The organism is Arthrobacter sp. HLT1-20 (assembly GCF_054510895.1).
In genome coordinates this window covers 20,502-47,145 of the sequence record NZ_JBTNDR010000010.1, presented here as the reverse complement: position 1 = coordinate 47,145, position 26,644 = coordinate 20,502, and the positions used below count along the sequence as shown (strand labels likewise).

The window sequence follows — 26,644 nt, the reverse complement described above, 5'->3', positions numbered from 1 at the left end:
GACGGTGGAGACGGTGGAAGCTGGGGTGCACAATGCCTCACTCGTCGCACGATGGATCTTGATTCACTGAATGTCCCGGCCAGAATGCACGGACCAAGACGGTCGAAGACCTACGGTCCGTTGAGATGGAAAAGAGTTCAGCGAGATATTAAGGAGTCATGGACATGAAGAAACTGTTGGCCGCCGGCGCCGTAGCCGGTCTTCTCTTGGTGGGCGGTGCCGCATCTGCAACTGCCTCACCGCCGCCGGATCACAAGGTCACCTACTGCCATGCAACGGGAAGCGAAAGCAACCCGTTCGTGGTCATCACCACGGACGAGCTCGCCGTCGTCAGGGGACACCAGAACCACCAGGATCTCGAAGACGTCATCCCGCCCTTTGACTGGGCCCTGCCCAACTCCAGTGGCCACTTCGATGGCCTGAACTGGTGGCCCGGAGCCGGGAACTTCATCGCGAACGGCTGCGTCGGAGGCCCGTCAAGCTAGATGGGCCGGGCATCACTGCCGCGTTCTGTGGCAGGTGAAACGCCAGCGTGGCTGCAACGGCAAAAGGAAACACCCCGGTCCGAAGACCGGGGTGTTACCTTTGTTCCCCATGATGTGGGAACGATGCCTGGCGACATCATTTGTGTGCCCTCGGAGGGATTCGAACCCCCGACCTACGGTACCGGAAACCGACGCTCTATCCCCTGAGCTACGAAGGCGTGGCAACCGTGGCTGCCAATGGGAACGAGAAAGAGCTTAGCAGGTTCAGGGCGCCCAATGTAAAACCGGGGACACCTCACAGTTCAACACGTGGCAGACATCATCCAGTGGCCGGCTGGAAAACACTGTCGGGGCCAACAACTGCGGAGTAACGTTGGGGCAATGGTGAACACATGGTAGGAAAAGTGCGGCCCTCGGCATGGATCGTCGCTACGGCCATTGTGCTGACGGCGCTGACGCTGCGATCCGCAGTGACAGTGGTGCCGCCCCTGATTTCCAGCATCAACAACGACCTCCCGCTCAGCGCCGCCACCATCGGCATCCTGGGCATGCTGCCCACGGCGGCATTCGGGCTCTTCGGCTTCCTGACCCCTTATGTAATCCGCTGGGCCTCCTTGGAAAAGCTCATTGTCCTGTCCATCCTGGTGGGGATCGTGGGCCAGATTGCCCGGGTCCTGGCACCCAACACCTCACTGTTTTTGGTATTTTCCGTGATTGCCTTTGGCGGCCTGGGCGCCGGCAATGTGCTCCTGCCGCCGCTGGTCAAGAAGTATTTCCCCGCCAAGGTGGGCCTCATGACAGCCCTCTACGTGACAGCGCTGTCTCTCGGCACGGCCATTCCGGCGCAACTCGCCGTCCCCATCGCCGACGCCACCAACTGGCAGCTGTCCCTCGCCGCATGGGCCGGGATCAGCACCATCGCCCTGATCCCGTGGCTGGTTGCCATGATTTCCCCGCGGACTGCGGCGAACCCGGCAACCCCTGCCAGCCCGCCCGCCGCCGTGGCTGCCCAGGCGGATTTGGTGATCCAGTCAGCCTCAGGGGCGTCCTCGGCTGCCAAGGCCACGAAAATGAACCTGTGGCGTTCACCCACTGCGTGGGGGCTGACTCTCATGTTCGGGTGCACCTCATTGAACACCTACGCCATGTTCGCCTGGCTGCCGTCCATCCTGACCGAGGCCGGCCTGGACAGGGGCCAGGCCGGGTCCATGCTGGCCCTCTTTGCGGCCCTGGGCCTGCCGCTGAGCCTTGCCATTCCACTCATCGCCGCCAAGATGCACAATCCCTTCCCGGCGGTGCTCATCATGCTGGGCTGCTTCGTTGCCGGGTATCTGGGCCTGCTGCTGTCGCCGGCGTCGGGCACCTGGATTTGGGTGTCACTGGCCGGCTTGGGCCCGGGAACGTTCCCGCTGTCGCTGCTGCTGATCAACCACCGCACCAGAACCCAGATTGGTGCCGGGGCGCTCTCCGGGTTCAGCCAGGGCATGGGTTACACCTTTGCCTGCACGGGGCCGCTGTTCTTTGGGCTGCTCCATCAGTGGACGGGCTCCTGGACGGTGCCGTTCATCTTCCTCTTTGCCACCTTGATACTGCTGGGTTTCGGGGCGTGGATCATCTGCCGCCCCAAGATGCTCGAGGACGACTTCACGCCCAGCCCCGTGACGTCATAGTAGTTCCGGGAGCCACAATGTGGGTGGTCGGAGGCCGGATTGGGGGAGGGAACGGCTAGAACCGTACACTTAGGGGTGTGACTCCTGAAGAACTTTCTGCCGCCATTACCACCTGCCTAAAAGATGCCGTCGACGCCGGTGAACTCACCGTACCCGTCGAGGCCCTGCCCACGGAAGTCAAGGTGGACCGGCCCAAGAGCCGTGAGCACGGCGACTGGGCCACCAACATTGCCCTTCAGCTGGCCAAGCCGGCCGGCGTGCCGCCGCGAAAAATTGCCGAAGTCCTCAGCACCCGCTTGGCGCAAATCCCCGGCGTTTCCAAGGTGGACATTGCCGGCCCTGGCTTCCTGAACATCATTTTAGATGCTGCCGCCGCGGGTGAACTGGCCAAGGCGATCGTTGACGCCGGTGAAAGCTTCGGCACGAACTCGGCCATGGCCGGCACCAAGATCAACCTGGAATTTGTCTCCGCCAACCCCACCGGCCCCATCCACTTGGGGGGCACCCGCTGGGCGGCCGTGGGGGACTCCCTGGCCCGCATTTTCCAGTCCCAGGGCGCAGATGTCACCCGTGAGTACTACTTCAATGACCACGGCAACCAGATTGACAAGTTTGCCCGCTCCCTGCTGGCCAGCGCCAAGGGCGAGGCCGCCCCGGAAGACGGCTACGGCGGAGCCTACATTGAGGACATCGCCAAGGACGTCATGGCGAAAAACCCCGGCATTCTTGACTCAGAGGACCCACAGGAAGAGTTTCGCGCCCAGGGTGTTGAGCTCATGTTCGCAGCCATCCGTGCGTCCCTGCACGAGTTTGGTGTGGACTTTGATGTCTACTTCCACGAGAATTCCTTGTTCGAGGACGGCGCCGTGGAGAAACTCCTCGACCAGCTCAAGGGCTCCGGCAACATGTACCTCAAGGACGGTGCATGGTGGTTGAACTCCACCGACTACGGTGACGACAAGGACCGCGTGGTCATCAAGAGCGACGGCAACGCCGCCTACATTGCCGGCGACATCGCCTACTTCAAGAACAAGCGCGACCGCGGCTTTGACCTGTGCATCTACATGCTCGGTGCCGACCACCACGGCTACGTGGCCCGCCTGAAGGCAGCGGCCGCCGCCATGGGCGATGACGCCAACCGCGTCGAGGTCTTGATCGGCCAGATGGTGAACCTGGTCCAGGACGGCAAGCCCGTTCGCATGTCCAAGCGCGCCGGCACGGTTGTCACCATGGAAGACCTCGTGGAGGTTGTGGGCACGGACGCCGCCCGCTACTCGCTGGCCCGTTTCTCCTCCGACTCCAACATTGATATTGACCTGGATGTGCTGACCAAGAAGTCCAACGAGAACCCCGTGTTCTACGTCCAGTACGCCCACGCCCGCACCTGCGCCGTGGGCCGCAACGCCGCAGCCGCCGGCGTGGAGCGCACCACCTTCGACGCCGCAGCGCTGACCCACGCCACGGAGTCCGAGCTGCTGGCCGTGCTGGGCCAGTACCCGGGCGTGCTGGCCCAGGCCGCAGCCTTCCGCGAACCGCACCGCGTGGCCCGCCACCTGGAAGTCATTGCCGGCGCCTACCACCGCTGGTACGACGCCTGCCGCGTGACCCCTATGGGCGAGGAAGCCATCACCGATGTGAACCGCACCCGCCTCTGGCTCAACGACGCCGTGGGCCAGGTTCTCGCCAACGGCCTCTCCCTGTTGGGTGTCTCAGCTCCGGAACGGATGTAAATAGTGACCGACACAACGTCGTCAACACAGCAGATTGCCGGCGCCGAGCTGGCCCCGGCGTGGCTGCCCGCCGCCGGTGACGTCAATGAGCTTGTGCCGGCGATGTGGGCGCACGACGTCGAACGCGGACCAGGCGGGGAAGTCACCATCAGCGGCATCCCGGTGAGCGAGCTCAAGGCCCAGTTTGGCACTCCCTTGTTCGTCATGAGCGAGGACGACTTCCGCGCCAGGGCGCGGACGTTCAAGGACGCCTTCGATGAAGCGTTTGCGGACATTTGTGGCGGCGTGGACGTCTACTACGCGGGCAAGGCGTTCCTGAGCACCGAGGTGGCCCGCTGGGTTGACTCCGAGGGCCTGCGCCTGGACACTTGCTCCGGTGGCGAACTGGCGGTGGCCAAGCGCGCCGGGTTGAAGGGCGAAAACTTGGGGTTGCACGGCAACAACAAGTCCAGCGCCGAGATCAACCGCGCCCTGGACATGGGCCTGGGCCGCATTATTGTCGACAGCCTGCATGAGCTCAAGCGCGTGTCGGACATTGCGGCAGCCCGCGGGGTGAAGGCCAACGTCATTTTGCGCCTGACCCCCGGCGTGCACGCGCACACCCACGAATCCATTGCCACGGCCCACGAGGACCAGAAGTTCGGCCTGAGCTTCATTGCCGAGGACCCCGAGGCGCCCGGCATGAGTGCCGCCGAGGCGGCCGCGAAGCTTGCCGTGGAGTCGGAGAGCATTAACTTCCTGGGCTTCCACGCCCACATCGGCTCGCAGATCTTTGAGGCCGAGGGCTTTGAAATTGCCGCCCGCAAGCTGCTGGCCTTCACCAACGAGATCCAGAACAAGTACAGCATCACGCTGCCAGAGCTGGACTTGGGTGGCGGCTACGGCATCGCCTACACAGCGGTGGACACCCCGCGCCCGGCAGCCGAAGTTGCTGCGGCAATGGCCGCCGTCGTCCGGGATACGTGTGCTGAGCTGGGCATGGACTGCCCGCGCCTGTCCATTGAGCCCGGCCGTGCCATCGTTGGCAGCACCACCTTCACGTTGTATGAAACCGGCACGCTGAAAACCGTGCAGGTTGAGGTGGACGGGCAGGACGATGTGACGGCGCCGCGCCGCTATGTTTCGGTGGATGGCGGCATGAGCGACAACGCCCGTCCGGTGCTCTATGACGCGGATTATTCCGCCGTGGTGGCCAACCGGGCCTCCACGCAGGCTCCCGCTTTGTCCCGAGTAGTGGGCAAACATTGCGAGAGTGGTGACATTGTTGTTAGAGATGTATATCTGCCCAATGACGTGGCGGCCGGGGATTTGCTTGCAGTTCCCGGAACGGGCGCGTACTGCTGGGCATTGGCCAGCAACTATAACTATGTGCCCCGTCCGCCCGTAGTTGCCGTAAAAAACGGCACCGCACGCTTGATTGTGCGGGGCGAAACCGAAGCTGATTTGCTGGCACGCGATTTAGGGGCCTAGAGAGACTTTGACTGAGCGCAACACTGCGGACACTGATGTGTCCGCCAATATCAAGACCCTGAAAGTGGCGCTCCTTGGAGCCGGGAATGTGGGCTCGCAAGTGGCCCGCATTCTGTTGGACGACGCCGACGCCCTGGCCGCCCGCACAGGCGCCCGTTTGGAGTTGGCGGGCATTGCCGTGCGCAACGTTGATGCGCCGCGTGAAGTTGAGCTGCCCCGTGAGCTTTTCACCACCGACGCCTCGGCGCTGGTGCGCGGAGCAGACATTGTCATTGAGCTCATGGGCGGCCTGGAGCCGGCCCGTACGCTGATCCTGGAAGCGATTGAGCACGGTGCGGCGGTTGTCACGGGCAACAAGGCGCTATTGGCAGTGGATGGCCCCACCTTGTATGAGAAGGCCGACGCCGCAGGCGTCCAGCTTTCCTTCGAGGCGGCCGTGGCCGGGGCCATTCCCATTCTGCGCCCCATCAATGACAGCCTGGCCGGGGACAAGATCACCCGCATCATGGGCATTGTCAACGGCACCACCAACTACATCCTCGACGCCATGGATTCCACCGGCGCCCAGTTTGCAGATGCCTTGGCCGAGGCAACCCGCCTGGGCTACGCCGAAGCAGACCCCACAGCCGACATTGAGGGTCACGACGCGGCCGCCAAGGGAGCCATTTTGGCCTCGCTGGCGTTCCACACCCGCTTTGCGCTGGAAGATGTGGATTGCCAGGGCATCACCGAAGTGACAGCGGCTGACATCGCGTCGGCCAAGGACGCCGGCTATGTTATCAAGCTGTTGGCGATCGCCGAGAAGCTTGGCGGCGGCGTCAGCGTGCGCGTGCACCCCACCTTGATTCCCCGCGAACACCCGCTGGGCGCCGTGCGCGGAGCCTTCAACGCTGTTTTTGTGGAGGCGGAATCGGCCGGTGAATTGATGTTCTATGGCCGCGGCGCCGGCGGATCACCCACGGCGTCCGCAGTCATGGGTGACGTTGTCTCGGCTGCACGCCGCATGGTTCTGGGTGGCCCCGGCCGCACCGAATCCACCATTGAGGTGCTGCCCGTGCTCCCCATCGACGCCGTCACCACGCAGTACTACATTGGCTTGGATGCGGCGGACCAGCCGGGCGTGCTGGCCAAGATTTCGGCACTCTTTGCGCAGAACGGTGTCTCCATTGAGACCATGCGACAGACTGTGCACAGCGAAGGCAATGGCCAAGACGGGCCCGGCTCGGCTGAGCTGCGCATTGTCACGCACCGTGCCAGCGAGGCTGCCCTGGCAGCAACTGTTGAGGCCATCAGGGGTCTTGACATCATTAATTCCGTAACGAGTGTCTTGAGGGTGGAGGGAGTCTAATGGCTCACCAGTGGCGCGGAGTAGTCCGCGAATATGCAGAGCGTTTGCCGGTCACGGCAGAGACCAAGATCATCACCTTGGGTGAAGGTGGCACACCGTTGGTGTTCGCTACGCATCTTTCGGAGCTGACCGGTTCCACGGTTTACCTGAAGGTCGAGGGCATGAACCCCACCGGCTCCTTCAAGGACCGCGGCATGACCATGGCCATGACGGCAGCTGTTGCCGCCGGTGCCAAAGCAGTGGTGTGCGCCTCCACCGGCAACACCTCGGCGTCGGCAGCAGCCTATGCCAAGGCCGCAGGGCTAACCTGCGCTGTGCTGGTGCCCGAGGGCAAGATTTCCATGGGCAAGCTCAGCCAGGCTGTCGCCCACGGTGCCACCATCTTGCAGGTTGACGGCAACTTCGACAACTGCCTGGACGTGGCCCGCAAGCTGGCCGACTCCTACCCCGTATTCCTGGTGAACTCGGTCAACCCTGCCCGCATTGAGGGCCAGAAGACTGGTGCCTTTGAAGTGGTTGACGCCCTGGGCGACGCCCCGGACTACCACGTGCTGCCCGTGGGTAACGCCGGCAACATTAGCGCCTACTGGCGGGGCTACCGGGAGTACTGTGCTCCCTACGAGTCAGCGGAAAACGGCACACTGCCTGCCGTCTCCACCCACACCCCCATCATGTGGGGCTTCCAGGCGGCTGGCGCGGCACCTTTCGTTGCCGGCCACCCCATCACCGAGCCGGACACCATTGCCACCGCGATCCGCATCGGCAACCCGGCCTCCTGGGACATGGCGATCGCGGCCCGCGACGAGTCCGGCGGACTCATCGAGGCTGTCACGGATGAGGAAATCCTTGCAGCCCACCGCTGGCTCTCCGCCAAGGAAGGCGTCTTCGTTGAACCGGGTTCGGCAGCAGGCGTCGCAGGCTTGATCAAGAAGCACGCAGCTGGCCAGGTTCCCACGGGAAAGACGTTTGTCATCACCGTGACCGGCCATGGCTTGAAGGATCCCGACTGGGCCCTGAAGAATGCCGACGGCAGTTCCGTCACACCCACTTCAGTGGCCTTTGACGTAGTCACAGTGGCCAACGCACTGGGCCTGACGGACTAGCAGCACACCATCATGACAGGGCTCACCATGACTTCCCCGCTTTTGAAAACACCCGCAGCAGGGGCCACAGCCACTGTGCGTGTCCCCGGCACCAGCGCGAATCTTGGCCCCGGCTTTGATTCCCTGGGCCTGGCTGTTTCGCTCTATGACACCCTGAGCATCACTGTGTTGGAGACGCCGGAGCTGGAGTTTGAACTGAGCGGGGAAGGGGTTGCGGAGCTCCCTCGGGATGCCAGCCACCTGGTGGTCAAGACCCTGGATCTTGTCTGGGCGCGTCTGGGTTACTGCCGTGGGGGATTGCGTGTTGCGGCGAGCAATGTGCTCCCACACGGCCGCGGCCTGGGCTCCTCGGCGTCGGCCATTGTGGCAGCCATCATGGCGGCCAACGCCCTGGTTGCCCCGGCGGACCAGCAGGACACTGCCTGGGTTTTACAGTTGGCGTCCGAGCTTGAAGGCCACCCGGACAATGTGGCGCCGGCCATTTATGGTGCCGTGGCTGTTTCCTGGCAGGAGGGTGCCGGCTTCGCCAGCGCCAAGGTCACCCCGGACGCCCGGGTCATTCCCGTGGCCGCCATTCCCGACGTGGAATTGAAAACAGAACGCGCCCGCGGCATGCTGCCGGGAGCCGTGCCGCATGCCGATGCCGCGGCCAACTCGGGCCGGGCTGCGTTGCTGATGCACGCCTTGAGCGCCGAGCCGCAGTTTCTGCTGGCCGGCACACGGGACTATCTGCACCAGGACTACCGTGCCCAAGCCATGCCCGGCAGTGCGGCTTTGGTGGCGCAGTTGCGCGAGGAGGGCCACGCAGCCTTCATTTCAGGTGCCGGGCCAACTGTTATGACACTTGCCAATGGTGTTGCAGAAGCTGAGTTGATAGTGCGCCGGATCAACGAATTGGGTTCAAGCGCCTCCGTGCCCGCAATTTCCGGCGTGTCTTGGCGCGTTCTTCGGCTGCAGGTGGACCTTGAAGGTGCTAAAGTGGAAGTGCATCCCAGCTTATAAACACCTTCCTCAAGCTGCTTTTAATGGGCAGTTGCGGAAATGAAGTATGTTTATTGGCCTTTGATGCCGCTCTTGCGGCCCGCGTTATCTTGCGCGGTGCCTGCTGGATTGAGCTTTCGGCAGCCGCCGTAGCGATCCAGAGAGTCACACCATTTGAGATTTGATTCAAAGAGTGAATTTCACCATTCCATTTCACCCCCAATGTTTTGTGGGGAAACGGAATGGAACCTCAGATTTTCCCTGTGAGCCTGTGCGGCAACAACAGAGGAATCTGACACTAATCATCGCGGCCCCAATAATTGGGCCCGCCATCGAGGGGGAAGGATCCTTCGTGACCGAAACCATTACTTCAGCCGCTGCTCCCACAGCTGCTGATGCGGACACCACAACCAATGCACCTGCCAAGTCCGCGGGACTGGCTGGACTGAAGCTTGCCCAATTGCAGGTTTTGGCTGGACAGTTAGGCATCACCGGCGGTTCCAGGATGCGCAAGGGCGATCTTGTTGAAGCCATTTCGGCACACCAGCGCGGCTCATCCGTAGCCGACCGCCAGAGCCGGGGCGCCAAGGCTCCCGCCGAGTCCACGCCGGTCAAGGCCGCTGAGCCCGTGGCCGAGCCCATCGCTGCCGCAGGGGATGCGCCTGAGCGCCCCGCCCGTGGCCGTGGCCGCACCCGCCGCGCTGCCAGCAGCGACGGCATCATCACCACCAGCGCCGACGCTGCCGTAGTTGCCCCGGCCGCAGCGGAGCCGGCCGAGGCTGCTGCTCCTGCCGCTGCCGAGAACGATGGCGAAAACCGCCGCCCCACGCGCACCCGCAACCGCCGTGCACAAGGCGGCGGACGCCAGCAGGACGCTGCAAACGAGGCTCCGGCCGCCGTCGAATCCGCTCCTGCCGAGGCCAGCGAGGCCACACAAGCTGAGCCGGCCAGCGAGAACGCTGACGGCAACCAGCGCAACCAGCGCAACAACAACGATCGCAACCAGCGCAATCAGCGCAACGCCGGTGAGCGCAATGTCACCGAGCGCAACACCGGTGAACGCGCTGCCGGCGATCGCAATGTCAGCACGAACAACGACGACGAAGACGGCTCGCGCAACAACCGCAACCGCCGCAACCGCCGTGACCGCAACGTCAACGAGTCCTCCGAGCGCAACGATCGCAACGGCAACAACGATCGCAGTGGCAGCAACAGCCGCAACGACCGTAATGATCGCAACGACCGTTTCCGTGACCGCAACGAGCGCCGCCGCGGCCGCAACGCCGGCCCCGACTTTGACGACACCGAGGTCACCGAAGATGACGTGCTGCTGCCCGTAGCGGGCATCTTGGACATCCTGGAAAACTACGCCTTTGTGCGCACCTCCGGCTACCTGCCCGGCTCCAACGATGTTTATGTCTCCCTCTCACAGGTCAAGAAGTACAACCTGCGCAAGGGCGATGCAGTGGTTGGTGCCATCCGTGCACCGCGCGAAGGCGAAGACCGCAGCCAGGCCCAGACCGCCCGCCAGAAGTTCAACGCCTTGGTGCGCGTCACCAGCGTCAACGGCAAGAACCCGGACGAACTCAAGGACCGTGTTGAGTTCTCCAAGCTGGTTCCGCTGTACCCCTCCGAGCGTCTGCGCCTGGAAACCGATCCCAAGAAGATCGGGCCCCGCGTCATCGACCTGGTTGCTCCGATCGGCAAGGGCCAGCGCGGCTTGATCGTGTCCCCGCCCAAGGCTGGCAAGACCCTGATCCTGCAGTCCATTGCCAACGCCATCACCATCAACAATCCTGAGGTTCACCTCATGATGGTTCTTGTTGACGAACGCCCTGAAGAAGTCACCGACATGCAGCGCACCGTCAAGGGTGAGGTCATTGCCTCCACCTTCGACCGTCCCGCCGATGACCACACCCAGGTTGCCGAGCTCTCCATTGAGCGCGCCAAGCGCCTCGTGGAAATGGGCATGGACGTTGTTGTCCTGCTGGACTCCATGACCCGTTTGGGCCGTGCCTACAACAACTCCGCCCCGTCCTCCGGACGCATCCTCTCCGGTGGTGTGGATTCAGCCGCACTGTACCCGCCCAAGCGTTTCTTCGGTGCTGCCCGCAACATCGAAAACGGCGGCTCGCTGACCATCCTGGCCACGGCACTGGTGGAAACCGGTTCCAAGGCTGATGAGGTCATCTTCGAGGAGTTCAAGGGCACCGGCAACATGGAGCTCCGCCTGTCCCGCCAGCTGGCTGACAAGCGCATCTTCCCGGCCGTCGATGTCAATGCTTCCGGTACACGCCGCGAGGAGAACCTGCTCTCCCCGGAAGAGGTCAAGATCATGTGGCGCCTACGCCGCGTGCTCTCCGGCTTGGAAATGCAGCAGTCCCTTGAACTGCTCACCTCCAAGATCCGTGAAACAGGCTCCAACGTTGAGTTCCTCATGCAGATCCAGAAGACAACCCTGGGCTCCAAGGCCGAACAAGACAAATAGCTAGTCACACTGATCCGCCTTCGCAGTGAAGGGGCCCGCATAGGCTCCTTCACTGCTTCGGGCGGATTAGTGCGTTAACAGCTTTCCGTGACGGCACCGGCTGCGGTCCTTCTTGAAGTTATTAGACTTGACGTACGTCGAGAGAGGTTTTGAAATGTTTGAATCAATCCATGGGTTGCTGGATGAGCATGCCGAGTTGCAGATGCGTCTCAGCGAGCCCGAGGTGCATGCCGATCAGTCGCTGGCACGCAAACTCGGCCGCCGCTATGCGGAACTGAGCAATGTGGTGGAGGGCTACAACCAGGTTGAATCAATCAGCGATGACCTCGAAGCTGCCAAGGAAATGGCTGCCGAAGACGCCGAGTTTGCTGCTGAGGTGCCGGTTCTGGAAGCGCAGCTGGCAGCTGCCCAGGAGAAGCTGCGCCGCCTGTTGATCCCACGCGATCCGGACGACGCCCGCGATGTGATCCTGGAGGTCAAGGCCGGCGAAGGCGGCGATGAAGCGGCGCTGTTCGCCGCCGACCTGGTGCGCATGTACACACGCTACGCCGAAAACCGTGGCTGGAAGACCGAAGTTATCTCCGCTACCCATTCGGATCTTGGCGGCTACAAGGATATTTCCATCGCCGTCAAGGGCCGTTCCAACGATCCCGCCGAGGGTGTTTTTGCCCGCCTGAAGTTTGAGGGCGGCGTGCACCGCGTGCAGCGCGTGCCGGCCACCGAGTCCCAGGGACGCATCCACACCTCGGCCGCAGGTGTCTTGGTGCTGCCGGAAGTTGATGAGCCCGAGGAAGTGGACATCAACCAGAACGACCTCAAGATTGACGTCTACCGGTCCTCCGGCCCCGGTGGGCAGTCGGTCAACACCACCGACTCCGCCGTGCGCATCACCCACTTGCCCACGGGCATTGTGGTGGCCATGCAGAATGAGAAGTCCCAGCTGCAGAACCGTGAGGCCGGCATGCGCGTGCTGCGTGCCCGCATCCTGGCCCACCAGCAGGCCATCATCGACGCCGAGAACTCGGCCGTGCGCAAGTCGCAGATCCGCACCATGGACCGCTCCGAGCGCATCCGCACGTACAACTACCCGGAAAACCGGATTGCAGACCACCGCACCGGCTACAAGGCCTATAACCTTGACGCCGTCATGAACGGCGACCTGGAAGCCGTTGTCCAGTCGGCCATCGTGATGGATGAGCAAGCCCGTTTGGATGCGCTGGGTGACCAGTAGCCTTTCCGATGCTGTTGCAAGTGCCACGAAGGCCCTTGCAGCAGCTGGCGTGCCCTCACCTGCGGTGGATGCCCAGCTTATGGCTGCGCATCTTCTTGGCGTGAGCCGCGGTGAAGTGGCCGCCATGTTATTTGGCACGGCTGTAGCACCTGTGGGCTACGCGGAGTTGGTGGCGCGGCGTGCCGCCCGCGAACCACTGCAGCACATCACGGGCGTGGCCTACTTCAGGCACCTTGAACTGGCCGTCGGCAAGGGCGTCTTCGTGCCGCGGCCGGAGACCGAATCCGTGGTTCAGCTGGCCATTGATGTTTTGGCACAACTGCGCCAAGAACGCGGTGATGCGGCAGAACTGCTTGCCGTGGACCTTGGCACTGGCTCCGGTGCCATTGCCGGCGCCATGGCAACAGAGGTTGCCGGCACCCGTGTTTACGCCGTGGAACTCAGCGATGACGCCTACCCGTGGGCAGCGAAAAACCTGGCCAAAAGTGGGGCAACGCTGGTCCACGGTGACATGCGTGATGCACTGGGCGAGCTGGACGGAACAGTGGACGTGGTGGTGTCAAACCCCCCGTACATTCCAGCCGATGCCATTCCGCGGGATCTTGAAGTGCGGCTGCACGATCCGCACATGGCGCTGTACGGCGGGGGATCGGACGGCATGGAAATGCCCACGGCGGCCCTGGCCACGGCGGCGCGCCTTTTGCGCCCGGGCGGCTTCTTCGTCATGGAGCATGCAGAGGTGCAAGCCGAACACATGGCGGAGCTGTTTGAGCAAAGCGGACATTGGGTCAATGTGCGCACGCACCTGGATCTGACCGGGCGGGACAGGGCAACCAGCGGCTACCGCCGCTAGATTGTTGCGCCCCAACTTCATGATTGGCAGTTCGCGTTCAACTCTCTGGGCGCCGTGATGAAAGAATGAAACTGTGAGTACCACTTCTTATAACTGCACCAATGACGCCCAGCGTGTTGAGGGCCTGGCCCACGCACAGAAGGCCATTGCCGCCAAGCAGGTTATCGTCATGCCCACGGACACGGTCTACGGTGTGGCCGCGGACGCCTTCTCGCCCCAGGCTGTCGCCACTCTGTTGGCTGCCAAGGGCCGCGGGCGCAACATGCCGCCTCCCGTGCTGATTCCGCGCATTGGCACCATGGAGGGCCTGGCCACGGAGATCCCCGACGACGCCCGGAAGCTGGCCGAGAAGTACTGGCCCGGCCCCTTGACCCTGATCTTCCACGCCCAGCCGTCACTGACCTGGGACTTGGGGGACACGGTGGGTACCGTAGCTCTACGGGTTCCCGATGACCAACTGGCCCTTGACCTGCTGACCCTGACGGGGCCCCTGGCCGTGTCAAGCGCCAACCGAACCGGGCAGCCGGCGGCACAGACAGCCTCGGAGGCCCGAGCACAGCTGGCCGAATCCGTTGAGGTGTATTTGGAAGGCGGCTTCCGGCCGCTGGAGGGCACTGACCCCACACCATCCACCATTGTGGATGCCACGGGCCTGCGCCTGCGCGTGGTCCGTGAGGGTGCCATTTCCCTTGCCGAGATTCAGAAGATTGTGCCCAGTGCCCTGGGCTCCGAGCCGGAACCTGAAATGTGGTCCCCGCCAAGCCTGGCCAAGGATGAGCCCGCTGAAGCGGTCCAGGCGGACGGCGCAACCGAGCCTGACGTGACTGAGGCAGCTGACGGTGAGACAACTGAAGTAGCTGCTGCAAGCGATGAGTCCGCTCCCGCTATTGACCTGAGCAAGCCGGAGACCACGGTTTAGCACCTTCTCCCAGCTGCGTGAGCGTACAGTTGATGCGGATCCCGGACCCGGTGATCCGCATCAACTGTACGCTCACGCGGCAACGAAACGCTGACCCCGCCTACAGGGTGAGGCTGACGCGTTCCAACAGCGGCCGGATGGCGGCGGTGGGGACCAGCCCCACTTCTTCGGCCCAGCCTGGTGTTTGCTCCTGGCCCAGCCACATGAGTTCCACGCGGCGGAGGGAGCCGTGCAGGCGTTCGCCCAAAAGCCCGGACACAAAGTAGCCCGAGGCCAGAATGGGCCGGCACAGCCACAAGGGAATCACCATGGGTGGCGCCCCGCCGGCGGCCGCCAGTACTTCGGTGACCGAAAGCCCTTCCCACGGTTGCAGCACCAGGGCGGGGACGGGTCCCGCGAAGGCACCCGTCTCCGCCACGAACCAGGCCAGCGCGTCAATGGAGCTGACGGGGGTTGGAGCGGTTCCGGGGGAAGCCACGGAGGCCAGCGGGGATGCCGCAATTTTCGCCAGTGACAGGGTTGTGGCCCGGCTGGGACCTTGGACGGAGGTGGCGCGAATAGTCACAACATTCAAGGCCGTCCCTGCTGCCGGAACGAAGTCCCTTGCCACAACTTCCAACACCTCTTCGCCGAGTGCCTTGGAACGCGAGTAGGCCGAGAACGGTGCGCGGTCAGGGGTCTCATCGATGACGCGGCGGTGCCCCTGAACCGAGGCGCTGCTCAGGTGCACCAGGCGTTTGGCCCCGGCGGCTTCCGCGGCCAGGGCAATGACTGCGGGCAGGAGCGCATTGGCGCCCGTCAACGACGGCGACTCGGCGTCGCCGGGGGCGGCCAGCCCCGCGGCGTTGACCACCACGTCCACACCGGAAAATGCGTCAAGCAGGGCCGCGTAAGCGCCGGCGGATGGGCCAGGGCTCGCGAAAAGGCGGGCCTCCTCTGCCAGCTCCTGCGGGGTTGTGGAGACACTGCCCAGCCGCGGCGCTGAGAGCGTTGCCACGTCAAGGCCGCGGCCGCGGAGTTCGGCAACCACTGCGCTGCCAACAAAGCCGGATGCTCCCACCACCAGCCAGTTCAACGGCATCGGCTCACTGCTCACGGGGGTTCACCTGCTCTAGGGCGGGCATCGGTTCAAAGTCTGTGGCAGCAAGAATCCGTCTTGACTCCAACCAACCCTGCCAAAGTTTTGCGCTGCCCCGCAGCGTCCTCTCCACGGCCACGAGCCGCAGCATCTCCTTGCCAGCCGTCAAGGCCGTTCCGAGGGCGAAGCCAACCGGGTTGAAGAGTCCGTGGATACGCAGGTACTGCCCTACCAAGCCACGGTTGCGCATGACGTAGTAGCGGCTCAGATTGGAGGAGTCATTCAGGTGCCGGATGCCCAGATTCATGCTGCGCTGGGCTCGTGCCTTGTGCAGCACAAACTCGTTGACGTAGCGCACGGGCCGCTGGAGCGAAATCAGCCAGCCGTAGGTGGTGTCGTCCCAGTTCAGGAAGAACCGGGGATCAGGCAGGCCAACGCCCCGGACAGCATCGGCGTGCAACAGCATGCCCTCAAAGCAGCCCACGTTGGTGGCAAATTCGTTGGAGTCCTTAAAAACATCCCCGCGCACGGGCAGGGGGAAGCCCAGGAAGGTACTGAAATCGTTTTGCCAATAAAACGGCTCGCCCGCTGAATCGTAGCGCCGCCCAATGATGGCGTCGTACTTCTCCATCCACGGTGCAAAGGCACCGATCGCCCCGGGAACGGTGGTGACGTCGTCGTCCATGAGCCACATCCATTGGGCTCCCTCGGCGAGGGCACGCTCCACGCCGGCCGAGAATCCGCCCGCACCGCCGGAATTCACGGCCAGTTCGTGGTGGACCACGGGGATGGGGGAGGGCAGGGCGGCAAATTGGGCCCGCGCCTGCTCAATGACGGCAACGGTGCCGTCCGTGCTGGCATTGTTGACAACAACCACGCCATCCGGGGCGGGTTGCAGCGCGGCAATCGAGGACAGCAGCTCGGCCAGGTAGTCAGCCCGGTTGAAGGTGGTGATGACAATGAAAAACTGTTCCCGGCGGCTCAAACTCAAAACTTCTGGTCCTTCATGGGGCCAAACTTTGCCCCGCGCAGCCCTGATCCGTAGGTGCTGGCCCATGTCGCCAGGCCCTTGAGGTCGCCCTTTTTGAGGAAGAACAGGGGGTAGCCCACCACGTCAGCCACGAACGAGCGCACGCGGCGGTGCTTGCGGGTCAGGAAGCCGCGGTTGCGGTAGTAGTAAAAGCGTTTGAACGGCGTTTCCGGGACCAGCACGTGCAGGCGGTCGCCCAGGACTTCCTGGACCTCACCCCACCCGGCCGGGTGCGTCAGGGCAACGGAGGTGACGGTGCCAAACTTCACCTTGGCAACGCGTAGGCGCAGCATGAAGTCGGTTTCATCGCCCCGGATGAACAGGCGCAGATCGGGCAGGCCCACCGTGAAGAAGACGTCTGTGCGGATGAGGGCGCCGTTGAAGAACTGGCCCACATTGTCGATGAAACCCAACGGTTCAACCACTGCGCGGTCATGCGTCAGATGGCCGTCAATGCGGAACGGGAAGGACAGTTTGGTGGGCTCGCCGGGGGCCACTATCAGCGGCACCACAACATCAAGGTTGCGGGCCTTGGCGGCGGCCAGCAGCGTGGCCAGGCATGCGGGATCCTCGGGATGGGCGTCGTCGTCCATGATCCACACCCATTGCGCACCGGAGGCGATGGCGTTCAAGATGGCCAACGAAAACCCGCCGGCACCACCCAGATTGGCCAGTGAGCGCACATAGGTGACCTCTGCGGGCGCCTCTGCGGCGATGTGGCCCACTGCCTCGGTGCCTGAATCAACCAGGGCTATGGCGTGCGGGGTGTGGGTTTGCTGTGAAAGGGCCCCCAGCAAGGTGCGTACGTCCTCGGGCCGGTCAAAGGTGACGGCAGCGACAGCTACGGAATCGGTCAAGAAGGGTCCTCTCGGGCGGTGCTCGCGGCGATGCGCGGCATCCGGCACGGCTAAACAGTGAGTAATCATCGGAAGGGATTACTATTCTTGTGTAGCCTCCACTTTAGTACAGCCACCATCTTGTGAGCTGTTGCGCCGTGGACACTTGGGCCTAAGTAAGCAATCACCGGGCAGAATACGGAAATACGAATCACGTTGAATACCTCCAGTAAACAGGCCGCCGGCAAGCCCGCGCTCATTTCCGGGGACGGGGAGCGCAAACCGATGCTGTGGCTCTGGTCACAAGCGATTCTAGATTCCCTGGCCTGGGCAGTGGCCCTCTTCCTGGCGGTTTTGCTCCGCTATGAGCTCGATATTGGCCTCATTAACTTTGTTGGCCTGGCTGTGCTGATAGGTGTTGCCGTCGCCACGCAGCTCATTGCCGGGTGGTACATGGCCCTCTACCGGGGACGGTACACCTTTGGCAGCATTCACGAGGCGCGCGTGCTCATTGCCGTGACCCTCATTGTGGGCGTTGTCACCAGCGTCGTCCTGTCGCTGTTCATCAACGAACTTCATATTGCCCGTTCAGTGGCCATCATTGCCTTCCCCTTTGCGGCCCTGTCGATGGCTGCGGTGCGGTATGCCAAGCGGCTGTACGTTGAGGGCAAGCCGATCTTTGGCGAAGAGGCCCAAAGGACACTGATCTACGGGGCCGGTTTCCTGGGCAACTCACTGGTGACCCGCATGGTCCAGGACCCGGAATCGCCCTACGTGCCCGTTGGCCTCATTGACGACGACGCCGCCAAGAAGCATCTGCGCCTGAGCTCCGTTGGCGTCCTGGGCGGCGGGCGTGAACTGCCCGAAATCATTAAACGCACCAAGTCCACAGTGGTTGTTCTAGCCGTGGCGCACCTGAGTGCCAAACGGATCCGTGAGATCTCGGACAGCGTGTCAGGCCTGGGTGTGAAGGTCCTGGTGCTCCCGCCCTTGCAGGAAATGCTCAGCAGCAACAGCAACCGGGACCACAAGGGCGGCTTAACCGACTTCCGCGAAATTGATGTTGCCGACCTCATTGGGCGCACACCCGTGGAAACCCAGGTGGAGGAGATTGCCGGCTACATCAGGGGCAAGCGGGTGCTCGTCACGGGCGCCGGAGGCTCCATCGGATCCGAACTGTGCCGCCAGCTGCACGGTTTTGAGCCGGCCGAACTCATCATGCTGGACCGTGACGAATCCGGTCTCCAGCAGACGCAACTGTCCATTGTGGGCCACGGCCTGCTACAGGACGCCAACATTGTGCTTGCCGACATCCGGGACGCCGAATCCCTCAACGAGATTTTTACCCAACGCCGCCCCGAAGTTGTCTTCCACGCGGCAGCCCTGAAGCACGCACCACTCCTGCAGATGTACCCCAAGGAGGGCTGGAAGACCAACGTCCTGGGCTCCCTGAATGTGCTCCAGGCGGCACGCAGCGTGGATGTGGAAACGTTTGTGAACGTCTCCACCGACAAGGCCGCCAGCCCCACCACTGCCCTGGGCCATTCCAAGCGTGCGGCCGAGAAGCTCACGGCCTGGATGGCGGGGGAGACCGGCAAGCGCTATGTGTCGGTCCGCTTTGGCAATGTGATTGGCAGCCGCGGCTCCATGCTGCCGCTGTTCACCGAGCAGATCAACAATGGCGGTCCCGTGACTGTCACCCACCCGGACATTACGCGGTTCTTCATGACCATCCCCGAGGCGTGCCAGCTGGTCATCCAGGCGGGCGCCATCGGCAACGGCGGTGACGTGCTGATCCTGGACATGGGCGAGCCCGTGCGCATCATGGATGTTGCCGAACGCATGATCGCGATGTCTGGACGGGACATCAAGATCAAGATCACGGGCCTGCGCCCCTCGGAAAAACTGCACGAACAGCTTACAGGTGAGGATGAAGTCCAGGATCCGGACGGTCACAAAAAGATTTCCCACACCCAGGCGCGCCCCCTGAGCCCCGACGAGTTGGATCTGGAGTTGTGGCTGCAGCGGTGCCGCGACGAGGCGGGCGAGGATGCCCCCAGCATTGATGACTCCGACGGCGACGTAGCGGCGGGAGCGTAATGGAACCCGCAGCTTTCATAACTGTTGGCGCCATTGCGCTTGTCCTGGCACTCCTTTTGCCGATGGTGGTTCGCCCGCTGCTGGCCAGGGCGGGCGTCCTCGACGTGCCCAACGCGCGCTCATCGCACCAAATTCCCACCATCCGAGGCATGGGAATTACGACGGCGGTCGCGTTGCCCGCCGCCGTGCTAGCGGCCATCTTCCTGCCCCAGACCGGGTCCGGACATCAAGGAACCCTGGTGCTGGTGGTGATTGCGGCGCTCATGCTGGCTGCGGCCACCATTGGCTGGATTGAAGACATTCGCGGCTTGAGCGTGAAGATCCGTGCCGGCCTGCAGCTGTTGGTGGGTGGGGCGGCAACGGCCGCCGTGGCCATCATCGATCCGGGCCAGCAGCAGTTGTGGCTCATTCCGGCCGGCGCCATTGCCGTGGCCGCCTACATTAACGTTGCCAACTTCATGGACGGCATCAACGGCATCTCAGGCATGCACGGGCTGCTGGTGGGCGGCCTGTACGCCTATGCCGGCTACGCCACGCACCACGCCTGGCTGGTTTATGTGGGCATTGCCATCGCCATGGCTTTTGCCGGTTTCCTGCCGTGGAACCTGGGCCGCAACAACGTGTTCTTAGGCGATGTGGGCAGCTATTTGCTTGGTGCCTCCATAGCTGTCACCGCCATGTGCGCCTTCCTGGCAGGAGTTCCGGTGGAGTACATTTTCTCCCCGGTACTGATCTACCTGACCGACACGTTTGTGACGTTCCTGCGCAGGCTTCTGGCGGGGGAGCGCTGGTATGCGGCCCACCGCGAACACGTCTACCAGCGCCTGACAATCGTTGGCCTGAGTCATACTGCGGCCACGGCCGTGGTGTCGCTGGCAACCCTTCTGGTGAGCCTGCTGGGCATTGCAGCTGCCAGTGGCGGGGAAATGGTTCAGCTCATTTCCACGGCTGCAGGTTTCCTGATTGTGTTGGCCTATTTGCGCTCCCCAACGCTGTTCCAGCGCTACCTTGGCCGGCGTGCCAGGTCCAACAGCTAAACTTATAGGACCGCCACGTCGTAATGAACTTCTATCTCGTGTAGAATTCCCTACGGTGTCAATCGCACCGCCAGGCCTTGAAAAACGTCACATTTGTGCACAATATTTTCTTTTTCGCCCCCATCATTCCCCCATTTTGGAGTTCCCATGAAGGACAAAAGCGCCCGCAACAGCGCTGCGCGTGGTCATCTTGTGGCCTCCGGTCCCACTGTGAGCCCCAGCGCGAACATCCTGAAAAGGTGTCTTCTGGTGGGTGGAATGGCCATGGTGGTCATGGTGGTGGTTGCCTTCTTCTTCACAAACCTCGACGGCGTGCTCAGCGTGCTGTTTGGCTCACTATTGGTGATGGCCTTCTTTGGCCTAAGCCTGTTGGTGGGCCACCTCGCCAGCAAGAAGATGCCGTCAGCTGTCATGGGCGTCTTCGTCATGACCTACTTCGTCAAGGTTGTGGGCTTCGCCGCAGTGCTTTTTGCGCTCGGCACCCCCACCTGGCTCAACAAGCCCTGGTTCGCGGCTGCCGCCGTCGTCAGTGTCTTGTTATGGCAGGCCACGGAGGTGGTGATCTTCAGCAAGCAGCGTTACTTGTTCTTTGACGAGCCGGCAGCGGCGGATCCGCAGGACAAAAACGATGCAAAGGATCTGCCTCATGGCGAATAAGAACCCGGCTGACCACGAGCCTCATCACGTGGTAGTCCCACCCAAGTCTGATGCTTCAAAGCTTGACTTCACCTACATTATTGGCGGAATCCTGCTCTGGGGTTTGATAGGGTGGGGAGTGGACAATTTGTTGGATACTGGTTGGATTCTGTTCGCTGCCCTGCCCGTTGGGGCGGTGTGTGGATATTTTCTGGCCCGGCATCACCAAAGGCATGGCCGCCAGGATGATACGCCGCAACAATGATTTCCACCATCAGACTTTCTCACGGTGCTGACCATCTTTTGATGGGCCGCCACACTTGCCCTATGACCGAAACTGCAGAGAGGACAGCGCGTTGACCGCGTTTGCGCTTCCGATGGCCTCGAATGACGGTGGCTTCATCCCACCGACGATTAGTGACACCCACCTCCCAGACATCCTTCCCTGGATGGCCGAATACGGTACTGGACTTGGCAAGCAGATGGTAATGATCATCTTGTCGGTGGTTCTGATCACTTGGTTCTTTATGGCTGCGATCCGAAACCCGAAACTGGTTCCGGGCAAAGTCCAGTTCTTCGCCGAAGGCTTCTACAGCTTCGTGCGCAACACTGTTGGCCGCGACATCATGGGTGAGAAGAACTTCCGCCCCTGGGTGCCGCTGCTCTTCTCAGTGTTCATGTTTACGCTGCTGAACAACATCTTTGGTGCTATCCCGTTCTTGCAGCTTCCTTCCTTCTCCCACGCCGGCAGTGCTTATGCACTTGCCTTGATCATCTACTTCACGTGGATTGGTGTTGGCGTGCAGAAGAACGGCATCAAGTTCTTCAAGCTGGCAGTTGTTCCTTCCGGTGTTCCCGGTTGGATCCTGCCGCTGCTGGTGCCGTTGGAAATCATCTCCAACTTCATTGTCCGCCCGCTGACGCACTCCTTGCGTTTGATGGCAACAATGCTCGCGGGCCACATGATTGTGGTTCTCGCAGGAAGCGGTGCCCGCTTCTTGATGACGGAACAGGACAACCTCCTGCTCCAGGGCACCGGCGTTGCCGTGATTATCGGTTTTGTGGCCATGTATGGCCTGGAACTGTTGATCATGGTGCTGCAGGCATTCGTCTTCACCCTGCTGACAGCTATCTACATCCAGGGCAGCCTGGAAGCTGACGCACACTAAGTTTCCCCCGCAACACCCCTAGTTTTTCTCGAATAAAGAATCACCTCACAACCTGCCGGCACAATGCCGGTATCTTGAAAGGAACGAAATGGAACTCCACGGCTCGCTCAACATGATTGGCTACGGCCTGGCAGCAATTGGCTCGGCTATTGGTGTGGGTATGATCTTCGCTGCCTACATCAACGGTGTAGCCCGCCAGCCGGAAGCTCAGCGCATCCTGCAGCCCATCGCTTTGCTCGGCTTTGCCCTTGCAGAAGCACTGGCCATCCTTGGTTTGGTCTTCGCCTTCGTCGTTGGCGTCTAGTCCAAAGACTTGTGGATCCCCTTGACGGGGATCTGTTGTTCATGGACGAATATCAGATTAAGGATTAGTGAGAAATGATTACCGCAGAAGTAATCCTCGCTGCTAGTGAGGGTGCAAACCCACTCCTGCCTAACCCGTGGGAAATTCTAGTCACGGCTGTAGCTTTCGCTGTCCTGCTCTTCGTGGTGAAGAAATTCATCGCCCCCTCCTTTGAGAAGTCATACACGGATCGTGTAGAAGCCATCGAGGGCGGGATTGAGAAGGCAGAAGAGGCTCAGGCCGAAGCTAATGCCCTCTTGGAGCAGTACAAGGCCCAGCTGCTGGACGCCCGCACGGAAGCCAACAGCATCCGTGAGAGCGCCCGTGCAGAAGGCGCACAGATCCTGGCCGACCTGAAGGAGAAGGCTGCAGAGGAATCTGCACGCATCACCGCTCAGGCCCAGGTCCAGATCGAATCCGAGCGTGTTGCAGCAGTGAACTCCCTCCGCAGTGAGGTTGGCACACTGGCAACACAGCTGGCAGGCAAAATCGTGGGCGAAGCCCTTAACGATGATGCGCGTTCCAACCGTGTTGTTGAGCGCTTCCTGACCGATCTGGAAAACCAGGCGAACGCGGGTGTATCGAAGTAATGGCAGGTGTATCGAGCAAGTCATTGGCAGCGGCTTTGGAGTCGTTGGAACCCAAGCTCGCCACTGCGTCGATCGCATTGGCCAAGGACCTCTTTTCCATCTTGGGGCTCCTTGACAGCAACGCCGGCCTTCGCCGTGCCCTGACTGATCCCTCTCGTGAGAGCGCGGATAAGGCAGCACTTGTTGCCAAGCTCCTTGCAGGCAAGGTGAGCCCGGAAGCACAGAACGTGTTCCTGGGACTGGTTGCCTCACGATGGAGCTCGGCACGTGACCTTGGCGATGCACTAGAAGTCTTGGCAGCAACGTCGGCGATCGCGGTTGCTGAAGGTCAGGGTGACGGCTCTGCCAACCTGGACAAGCTTGAAGAAGAACTCTTCACGTTTATCCGAGTTGTTGGGTCCAGTCATGATCTGCAGCGTGCGTTGGACGATGCACAGGCCACGGATGCAGCAAAGAGCGCCCTGGCGCTGCGCGTTGTTCCGGCGGCAAGTGACGTCTCCGCCCTGTTGATCCGCCAGGCCGTAACAGCCCCCCGCGGGCTCAAGCCCACGGCCTTGGTGCAACGTTTCGTGGAATTGGTTGCCAAACGCCAGCAGCGTTGGATTGCCTACGTCAGTGTCACCCGTGACCTGAGCGTAGAGCAGTTGACCCGCCTGCAGGCCGGTTTGAACAATCTCTATGGTCGCGAATTGAAGATCAATGTCAATATCGACCCGACATTAGTCGGCGGAATCAAGGTTGTTGTGGGGGATGAGGTTGTTGACGCAACCGCAGCCACGCGACTTGCCGAACTTCGCCGCCGGTTGGCAGTCTAAGAAACTTTTTCGTTTCTTAGCAGCCAGTCCACAACAGACTGAATCAAACATTTAGGCTACCGCCGCCCACCATTTATGCGGCGGTAACCACAACTTAGGAGAGCAGGGACTGCAGATGGCCGACTTGACCATCAATGCCGACGACGTCCGCAATGCCTTGAATGAGTTCGCAGCGTCCTATGAACCGGGCAACGCAGAGCGCGTCGAGGTTGGCCGCGTCACCACCGCAAGTGACGGCATTGCCAAGGTAGAGGGACTTCCCTCTGTCATGGCCAACGAGCTGCTTCGTTTCGAAGACGGCACACTGGGCTTGGCCCAGAACTTGGACACTCGCGAGATCGGCGTGGTCGTCCTTGGCGACTTCAACGGCATCGCCGAAGGTCAGCAAGTCCACCGTACCGGGGAGATCCTCTCCGTGCCGGTTGGCGACAACTTCCTGGGCCGCGTGGTTGACCCCTTGGGCCAGCCGATTGACGACCTGGGCGAGATCGTACCCGAAACCCGCCGTGCCCTGGAACTTCAGGCACCTGGTGTTACTGAGCGCAAGTCGGTTCACGAACCGCTGCAGACCGGTATGAAGGCTATTGACGCCATGATCCCGATCGGCCGTGGCCAGCGTCAGCTGATCATTGGTGACCGCCAGACGGGCAAGACGGCCCTGGCCGTTGACGCCATCATCAACCAGAAGGCCAACTGGGCTTCCAATGATGTCAAGAAGCAGGTTCGTTGCGTTTACGTGGCAATCGGCCAGAAGGCGTCCACCATTGCAGCCGTTCGCCAGACCTTGGCTGACCACGGTGCCCTGGAATACACCACCATTGTAGCTTCCCCGGCATCTGACCCGGCCGGTTTCAAGTACTTGGCTCCCTACGCCGGTTCGGCCATTGGCCAGCACTGGATGTACGGCGGCAAGCACGTCCTGATCGTCTTTGATGATCTCTCCAAGCAGGCTGAGGCCTACCGCGCCGTTTCACTGTTGCTGCGTCGCCCGCCGGGCCGCGAGGCATACCCCGGTGACGTGTTCTACCTGCACTCCCGCCTTCTGGAACGTTGTGCCAAGCTCTCTGACGAGCTGGGTGCAGGTTCAATGACCGGCTTGCCGATCATCGAAACCAAGGCAAATGACGTCTCGGCCTACATCCCGACCAACGTTATTTCCATCACCGATGGCCAGATCTTCTTGCAGTCCGACCTCTTCAACGCCAACCAGCGTCCCGCCGTGGACGTGGGTGTCTCTGTCTCCCGCGTTGGTGGTGCTGCACAGGTCAAGGCCATGAAGAAGGTTGCCGGTACTTTGAAGCTGGAACTGGCTCAGTACCGCGACATGCAGGCATTCGCCATGTTCGCCTCCGATTTGGATGCCGCTACCAAGCAGCAGCTGACCCGTGGTGCGCGTTTGATGGAACTGCTCAAGCAGGGACAGTACGCACCGTTCCCGGTCGAAAACCAGGTTGTTTCAATCTGGATGGGCACCAACGGCTACTTGGACGATGTCCCGGTGGAGGATGTTCTCCGCTTCGAGGGCGAGTTCCTTGACTACCTGCGTCACCGCACGTCGATCCTGACCACGTTGGCTGAAACCAACCTGCTGGAACCCTCGACTGTTGACGCGCTCAAGTCCAACATTGACTCCTTCAAGAAGGGCTTCTTCGCGGAGGGCGACGACCACTTGGTTGGCGCCGGCCATGAAGAGTTCGACGCGCTTTCAGCGCAGGACGTCGACCAGGAAAAGATCGTCAAGCAGAAACGCTGACACCATCATTGATTTGGGTTGTTGGCCCATAACGGGCCAACAACCCAAACAAGGATAAGGAAAGGACAAACATGGGAGCCCAGATACGGGTTTACCGCCAGAAGATCTCATCGACCACGTCGATGCAAAAGATCTTCAAGGCGATGGAACTTATCGCTGCGTCCCGCATTGGAAAGGCACGTGTACGTGTCGCGGCATCATTGCCGTACTCCAATGCGATCACCCGTGCCGTTTCTGCCGTTGCGTCCCAGTCCGAGGTCGACCACCCGCTGACAACCGAGCCGGATCAGATCCGCCGGGCCGCAGTATTGGTCATGACTTCCGACCGTGGTCTTGCCGGGTCCTACTCCGCCAGCGTTTTGAAGCAGGCGGAGCACCTCATCGAATTGCTGCACGGAGAAGGCAAGGACGTCTCGACCTATTTGGTCGGCCGCAAGGCTCAGGCGTACTTTGACTTCCGTGGCCGTGATTACGCCAAGGTGTGGACCGGTGGAACTGACGCCCCGGATTTTGAAACTGCACGTGAACTACGCGTTGCCCTGCTACAGGACTTTGCCACCGACTTCGAAGAGGGTGGCGTGGATGAAATTCACGTTGTTTACACCCAGTTCAAGTCAATGGTTGTTCAGGAGCCCACAGTAATTCGTTTGCTGCCGTTGGAAGTGGTTGAGGAAGAAGTTGAATCCTCAGACGACCTCCTGCCGCTGTACGAGTTCGAGCCGCAGGCTGAAGACGTCCTGGACGCCTTGTTGCCGCGGTACATCGAATCACGCATCTTCTCAGCGCTGTTGCAGGCTGCAGCTTCAGAGCTTGCTGCACGCCAGCGGGCCATGAAGACTGCGGGCGATAACGCCAGCGATCTGATCAAGAAGTACACGCGTCTTCGTAACAACGCCCGCCAGGCTGAGATTACGCAGGAGCTCTCCGAGATTGTTGCGGGCGCAGATGCGCTCAACGCGTCTTAGCAGCCCAATTCATA

At 61.7% G+C, this 26,644-nt stretch carries 24 protein-coding genes and 1 tRNA gene; 21 read left to right on the top strand and 4 right to left on the bottom strand.

What is annotated here, in order from left to right; translation table 11 throughout:
• Positions 1 to 158: 158 nt before the first annotated feature.
• Positions 159 to 485, top strand: coding sequence for a hypothetical protein (locus ACX80Q_RS07640; RefSeq protein ID WP_459329931.1), 327 nt, complete (start codon positions 159 to 161; stop codon positions 483 to 485).
• Between the two features lie 145 nt (positions 486 to 630).
• On the opposite strand, the gene ACX80Q_RS07635 is transcribed toward ACX80Q_RS07640, so the two are convergent.
• Positions 631 to 703: transfer RNA gene (locus ACX80Q_RS07635), tRNA-Arg, on the bottom strand.
• 174 nt (positions 704 to 877) lie between these two features.
• On the opposite strand from ACX80Q_RS07635, the gene ACX80Q_RS07630 reads away from it, so the two are divergent.
• The 10 genes from ACX80Q_RS07630 to ACX80Q_RS07585 all read left to right on the top strand — a co-directional run bounded on the left by ACX80Q_RS07630 (position 878) and on the right by ACX80Q_RS07585 (position 14,278).
• On the top strand, positions 878 to 2,155 hold the full coding sequence (locus ACX80Q_RS07630) for an MFS transporter (RefSeq protein ID WP_459329930.1): 1,278 nt from the start codon (positions 878 to 880) through the stop codon (positions 2,153 to 2,155).
• Between the two features lie 77 nt (positions 2,156 to 2,232).
• Positions 2,233 to 3,885 (top strand): arginine--tRNA ligase, encoded by a 1,653-nt coding sequence (gene argS / locus ACX80Q_RS07625; protein ID WP_459329929.1) that lies wholly within the window; start codon positions 2,233 to 2,235, stop codon positions 3,883 to 3,885.
• A 3-nt stretch (positions 3,886 to 3,888) separates the two neighbouring features.
• A complete protein-coding gene (lysA, locus tag ACX80Q_RS07620; protein ID WP_459329928.1) occupies positions 3,889 to 5,355 on the top strand; it encodes a diaminopimelate decarboxylase in 1,467 nt (488 codons plus the stop codon).
• Between the two features lie 49 nt (positions 5,356 to 5,404).
• Entirely contained in the window at positions 5,405 to 6,703 is a 1,299-nt protein-coding gene (locus tag ACX80Q_RS07615) for a homoserine dehydrogenase (protein WP_459329981.1), read from the top strand.
• Positions 6,703 to 7,806, top strand: a complete 1,104-nt coding sequence (gene thrC / locus ACX80Q_RS07610; protein WP_459329927.1) for a threonine synthase — start codon at positions 6,703 to 6,705, stop codon at positions 7,804 to 7,806. Before ACX80Q_RS07615 ends, thrC begins: the two co-directional genes overlap by 1 nt.
• A 27-nt stretch (positions 7,807 to 7,833) precedes the next feature.
• Positions 7,834 to 8,808, top strand: coding sequence for a homoserine kinase (gene thrB, locus ACX80Q_RS07605; RefSeq protein ID WP_459329926.1), 975 nt, complete (start codon positions 7,834 to 7,836; stop codon positions 8,806 to 8,808).
• Positions 8,809 to 9,139: 331 nt separating this feature from the next.
• Positions 9,140 to 11,275 (top strand): transcription termination factor Rho, encoded by a 2,136-nt coding sequence (gene rho, locus ACX80Q_RS07600; protein ID WP_459329925.1) that lies wholly within the window; start codon positions 9,140 to 9,142, stop codon positions 11,273 to 11,275.
• A 154-nt stretch (positions 11,276 to 11,429) separates the two neighbouring features.
• Positions 11,430 to 12,506 (top strand): peptide chain release factor 1, encoded by a 1,077-nt coding sequence (gene prfA / locus ACX80Q_RS07595; RefSeq protein WP_459329924.1) that lies wholly within the window; start codon positions 11,430 to 11,432, stop codon positions 12,504 to 12,506.
• Positions 12,496 to 13,359 (top strand): peptide chain release factor N(5)-glutamine methyltransferase, encoded by an 864-nt coding sequence (prmC, locus tag ACX80Q_RS07590; RefSeq protein WP_459329923.1) that lies wholly within the window; start codon positions 12,496 to 12,498, stop codon positions 13,357 to 13,359. The genes prfA and prmC overlap by 11 nt, the downstream gene beginning before the upstream one ends.
• Before the next feature lie 73 nt (positions 13,360 to 13,432).
• Positions 13,433 to 14,278: an L-threonylcarbamoyladenylate synthase gene (locus ACX80Q_RS07585; RefSeq protein ID WP_459329922.1), complete on the top strand. Its 846-nt coding sequence runs from the start codon at positions 13,433 to 13,435 to the stop codon at positions 14,276 to 14,278.
• 100 nt (positions 14,279 to 14,378) lie between these two features.
• On the opposite strand, the gene ACX80Q_RS07580 is transcribed toward ACX80Q_RS07585, so the two are convergent.
• Genes ACX80Q_RS07580 through ACX80Q_RS07570 form a run of 3 tightly spaced genes read right to left on the bottom strand, consistent with a single transcriptional unit; the run spans position 14,379 to position 17,243 of the window.
• Positions 14,379 to 15,374, bottom strand: a complete 996-nt coding sequence (locus ACX80Q_RS07580) for an NAD-dependent epimerase/dehydratase family protein (RefSeq protein WP_459329921.1) — start codon at positions 15,372 to 15,374, stop codon at positions 14,379 to 14,381.
• Positions 15,364 to 16,347 carry a glycosyltransferase gene (locus ACX80Q_RS07575; RefSeq protein ID WP_459329920.1) on the bottom strand — a complete coding sequence of 328 codons (984 nt, stop codon included), beginning with the start codon at positions 16,345 to 16,347 and terminating at the stop codon, positions 15,364 to 15,366. Before ACX80Q_RS07575 ends, ACX80Q_RS07580 begins: the two co-directional genes overlap by 11 nt.
• Positions 16,344 to 17,243 carry a glycosyltransferase family 2 protein gene (locus ACX80Q_RS07570; protein ID WP_459329919.1) on the bottom strand — a complete coding sequence of 300 codons (900 nt, stop codon included), beginning with the start codon at positions 17,241 to 17,243 and terminating at the stop codon, positions 16,344 to 16,346. The genes ACX80Q_RS07575 and ACX80Q_RS07570 overlap by 4 nt, the downstream gene beginning before the upstream one ends.
• Before the next feature lie 195 nt (positions 17,244 to 17,438).
• Here ACX80Q_RS07570 and ACX80Q_RS07565 point away from each other — a divergent pair, with 195 nt between their 5' ends.
• The 10 genes from ACX80Q_RS07565 (at position 17,439) to ACX80Q_RS07520 (ending at position 26,630) form a co-directional block, all read left to right on the top strand.
• Positions 17,439 to 19,322: a polysaccharide biosynthesis protein gene (locus tag ACX80Q_RS07565; RefSeq protein ID WP_459329918.1), complete on the top strand. Its 1,884-nt coding sequence runs from the start codon at positions 17,439 to 17,441 to the stop codon at positions 19,320 to 19,322.
• Positions 19,322 to 20,359, top strand: a complete 1,038-nt coding sequence (locus tag ACX80Q_RS07560; protein ID WP_459329917.1) for an MraY family glycosyltransferase — start codon at positions 19,322 to 19,324, stop codon at positions 20,357 to 20,359. The genes ACX80Q_RS07565 and ACX80Q_RS07560 overlap by 1 nt, the downstream gene beginning before the upstream one ends.
• A gap of 147 nt (positions 20,360 to 20,506) precedes the next feature.
• Positions 20,507 to 21,016, top strand: coding sequence for a hypothetical protein (locus tag ACX80Q_RS07555; RefSeq protein ID WP_459329916.1), 510 nt, complete (start codon positions 20,507 to 20,509; stop codon positions 21,014 to 21,016).
• Positions 21,006 to 21,260 carry a hypothetical protein gene (locus ACX80Q_RS07550; protein WP_459329915.1) on the top strand — a complete coding sequence of 85 codons (255 nt, stop codon included), beginning with the start codon at positions 21,006 to 21,008 and terminating at the stop codon, positions 21,258 to 21,260. Before ACX80Q_RS07555 ends, ACX80Q_RS07550 begins: the two co-directional genes overlap by 11 nt.
• Positions 21,261 to 21,351: 91 nt before the next feature.
• The gene (atpB, locus tag ACX80Q_RS07545; RefSeq protein WP_459329914.1) at positions 21,352 to 22,164 is read left to right on the top strand and encodes a F0F1 ATP synthase subunit A; all 813 of its coding nucleotides are present in this window, start codon (positions 21,352 to 21,354) and stop codon (positions 22,162 to 22,164) included.
• Between the two features lie 88 nt (positions 22,165 to 22,252).
• The gene (locus ACX80Q_RS07540; RefSeq protein ID WP_038463392.1) at positions 22,253 to 22,468 is read left to right on the top strand and encodes an ATP synthase F0 subunit C; all 216 of its coding nucleotides are present in this window, start codon (positions 22,253 to 22,255) and stop codon (positions 22,466 to 22,468) included.
• Between the two features lie 74 nt (positions 22,469 to 22,542).
• Complete coding sequence (locus ACX80Q_RS07535) at positions 22,543 to 23,097, top strand: F0F1 ATP synthase subunit B (protein WP_459329913.1); 555 nt, start codon at positions 22,543 to 22,545, stop codon at positions 23,095 to 23,097.
• On the top strand, positions 23,097 to 23,912 hold the full coding sequence (locus ACX80Q_RS07530; RefSeq protein WP_459329912.1) for a F0F1 ATP synthase subunit delta: 816 nt from the start codon (positions 23,097 to 23,099) through the stop codon (positions 23,910 to 23,912). The genes ACX80Q_RS07535 and ACX80Q_RS07530 overlap by 1 nt, the downstream gene beginning before the upstream one ends.
• Before the next feature lie 115 nt (positions 23,913 to 24,027).
• Complete coding sequence (atpA, locus tag ACX80Q_RS07525) at positions 24,028 to 25,665, top strand: F0F1 ATP synthase subunit alpha (RefSeq protein WP_459329911.1); 1,638 nt, start codon at positions 24,028 to 24,030, stop codon at positions 25,663 to 25,665.
• A gap of 71 nt (positions 25,666 to 25,736) precedes the next feature.
• Positions 25,737 to 26,630 (top strand): F0F1 ATP synthase subunit gamma, encoded by an 894-nt coding sequence (locus ACX80Q_RS07520; protein ID WP_459329910.1) that lies wholly within the window; start codon positions 25,737 to 25,739, stop codon positions 26,628 to 26,630.
• Positions 26,631 to 26,644 lie beyond the last annotated feature (14 nt).

Coding starts and splice junctions, on each gene's coding strand:
- ACX80Q_RS07640 (WP_459329931.1), top strand. CDS start 159: ATGGACATGAAGAAACTGTTGGCCGCCGGCGCCGTAGCCGGTCTTCTC.
- ACX80Q_RS07630 (WP_459329930.1), top strand. CDS start 878: ATGGTAGGAAAAGTGCGGCCCTCGGCATGGATCGTCGCTACGGCCATT.
- thrC (WP_459329927.1), top strand. CDS start 6,703: ATGGCTCACCAGTGGCGCGGAGTAGTCCGCGAATATGCAGAGCGTTTG.
- thrB (WP_459329926.1), top strand. CDS start 7,834: ATGACTTCCCCGCTTTTGAAAACACCCGCAGCAGGGGCCACAGCCACT.
- prfA (WP_459329924.1), top strand. CDS start 11,430: ATGTTTGAATCAATCCATGGGTTGCTGGATGAGCATGCCGAGTTGCAG.
- ACX80Q_RS07560 (WP_459329917.1), top strand. CDS start 19,322: ATGGAACCCGCAGCTTTCATAACTGTTGGCGCCATTGCGCTTGTCCTG.
- ACX80Q_RS07555 (WP_459329916.1), top strand. CDS start 20,507: ATGAAGGACAAAAGCGCCCGCAACAGCGCTGCGCGTGGTCATCTTGTG.
- ACX80Q_RS07550 (WP_459329915.1), top strand. CDS start 21,006: ATGGCGAATAAGAACCCGGCTGACCACGAGCCTCATCACGTGGTAGTC.
- ACX80Q_RS07540 (WP_038463392.1), top strand. CDS start 22,253: ATGGAACTCCACGGCTCGCTCAACATGATTGGCTACGGCCTGGCAGCA.
- ACX80Q_RS07535 (WP_459329913.1), top strand. CDS start 22,543: ATGATTACCGCAGAAGTAATCCTCGCTGCTAGTGAGGGTGCAAACCCA.
- ACX80Q_RS07530 (WP_459329912.1), top strand. CDS start 23,097: ATGGCAGGTGTATCGAGCAAGTCATTGGCAGCGGCTTTGGAGTCGTTG.
- atpA (WP_459329911.1), top strand. CDS start 24,028: ATGGCCGACTTGACCATCAATGCCGACGACGTCCGCAATGCCTTGAAT.
- ACX80Q_RS07520 (WP_459329910.1), top strand. CDS start 25,737: ATGGGAGCCCAGATACGGGTTTACCGCCAGAAGATCTCATCGACCACG.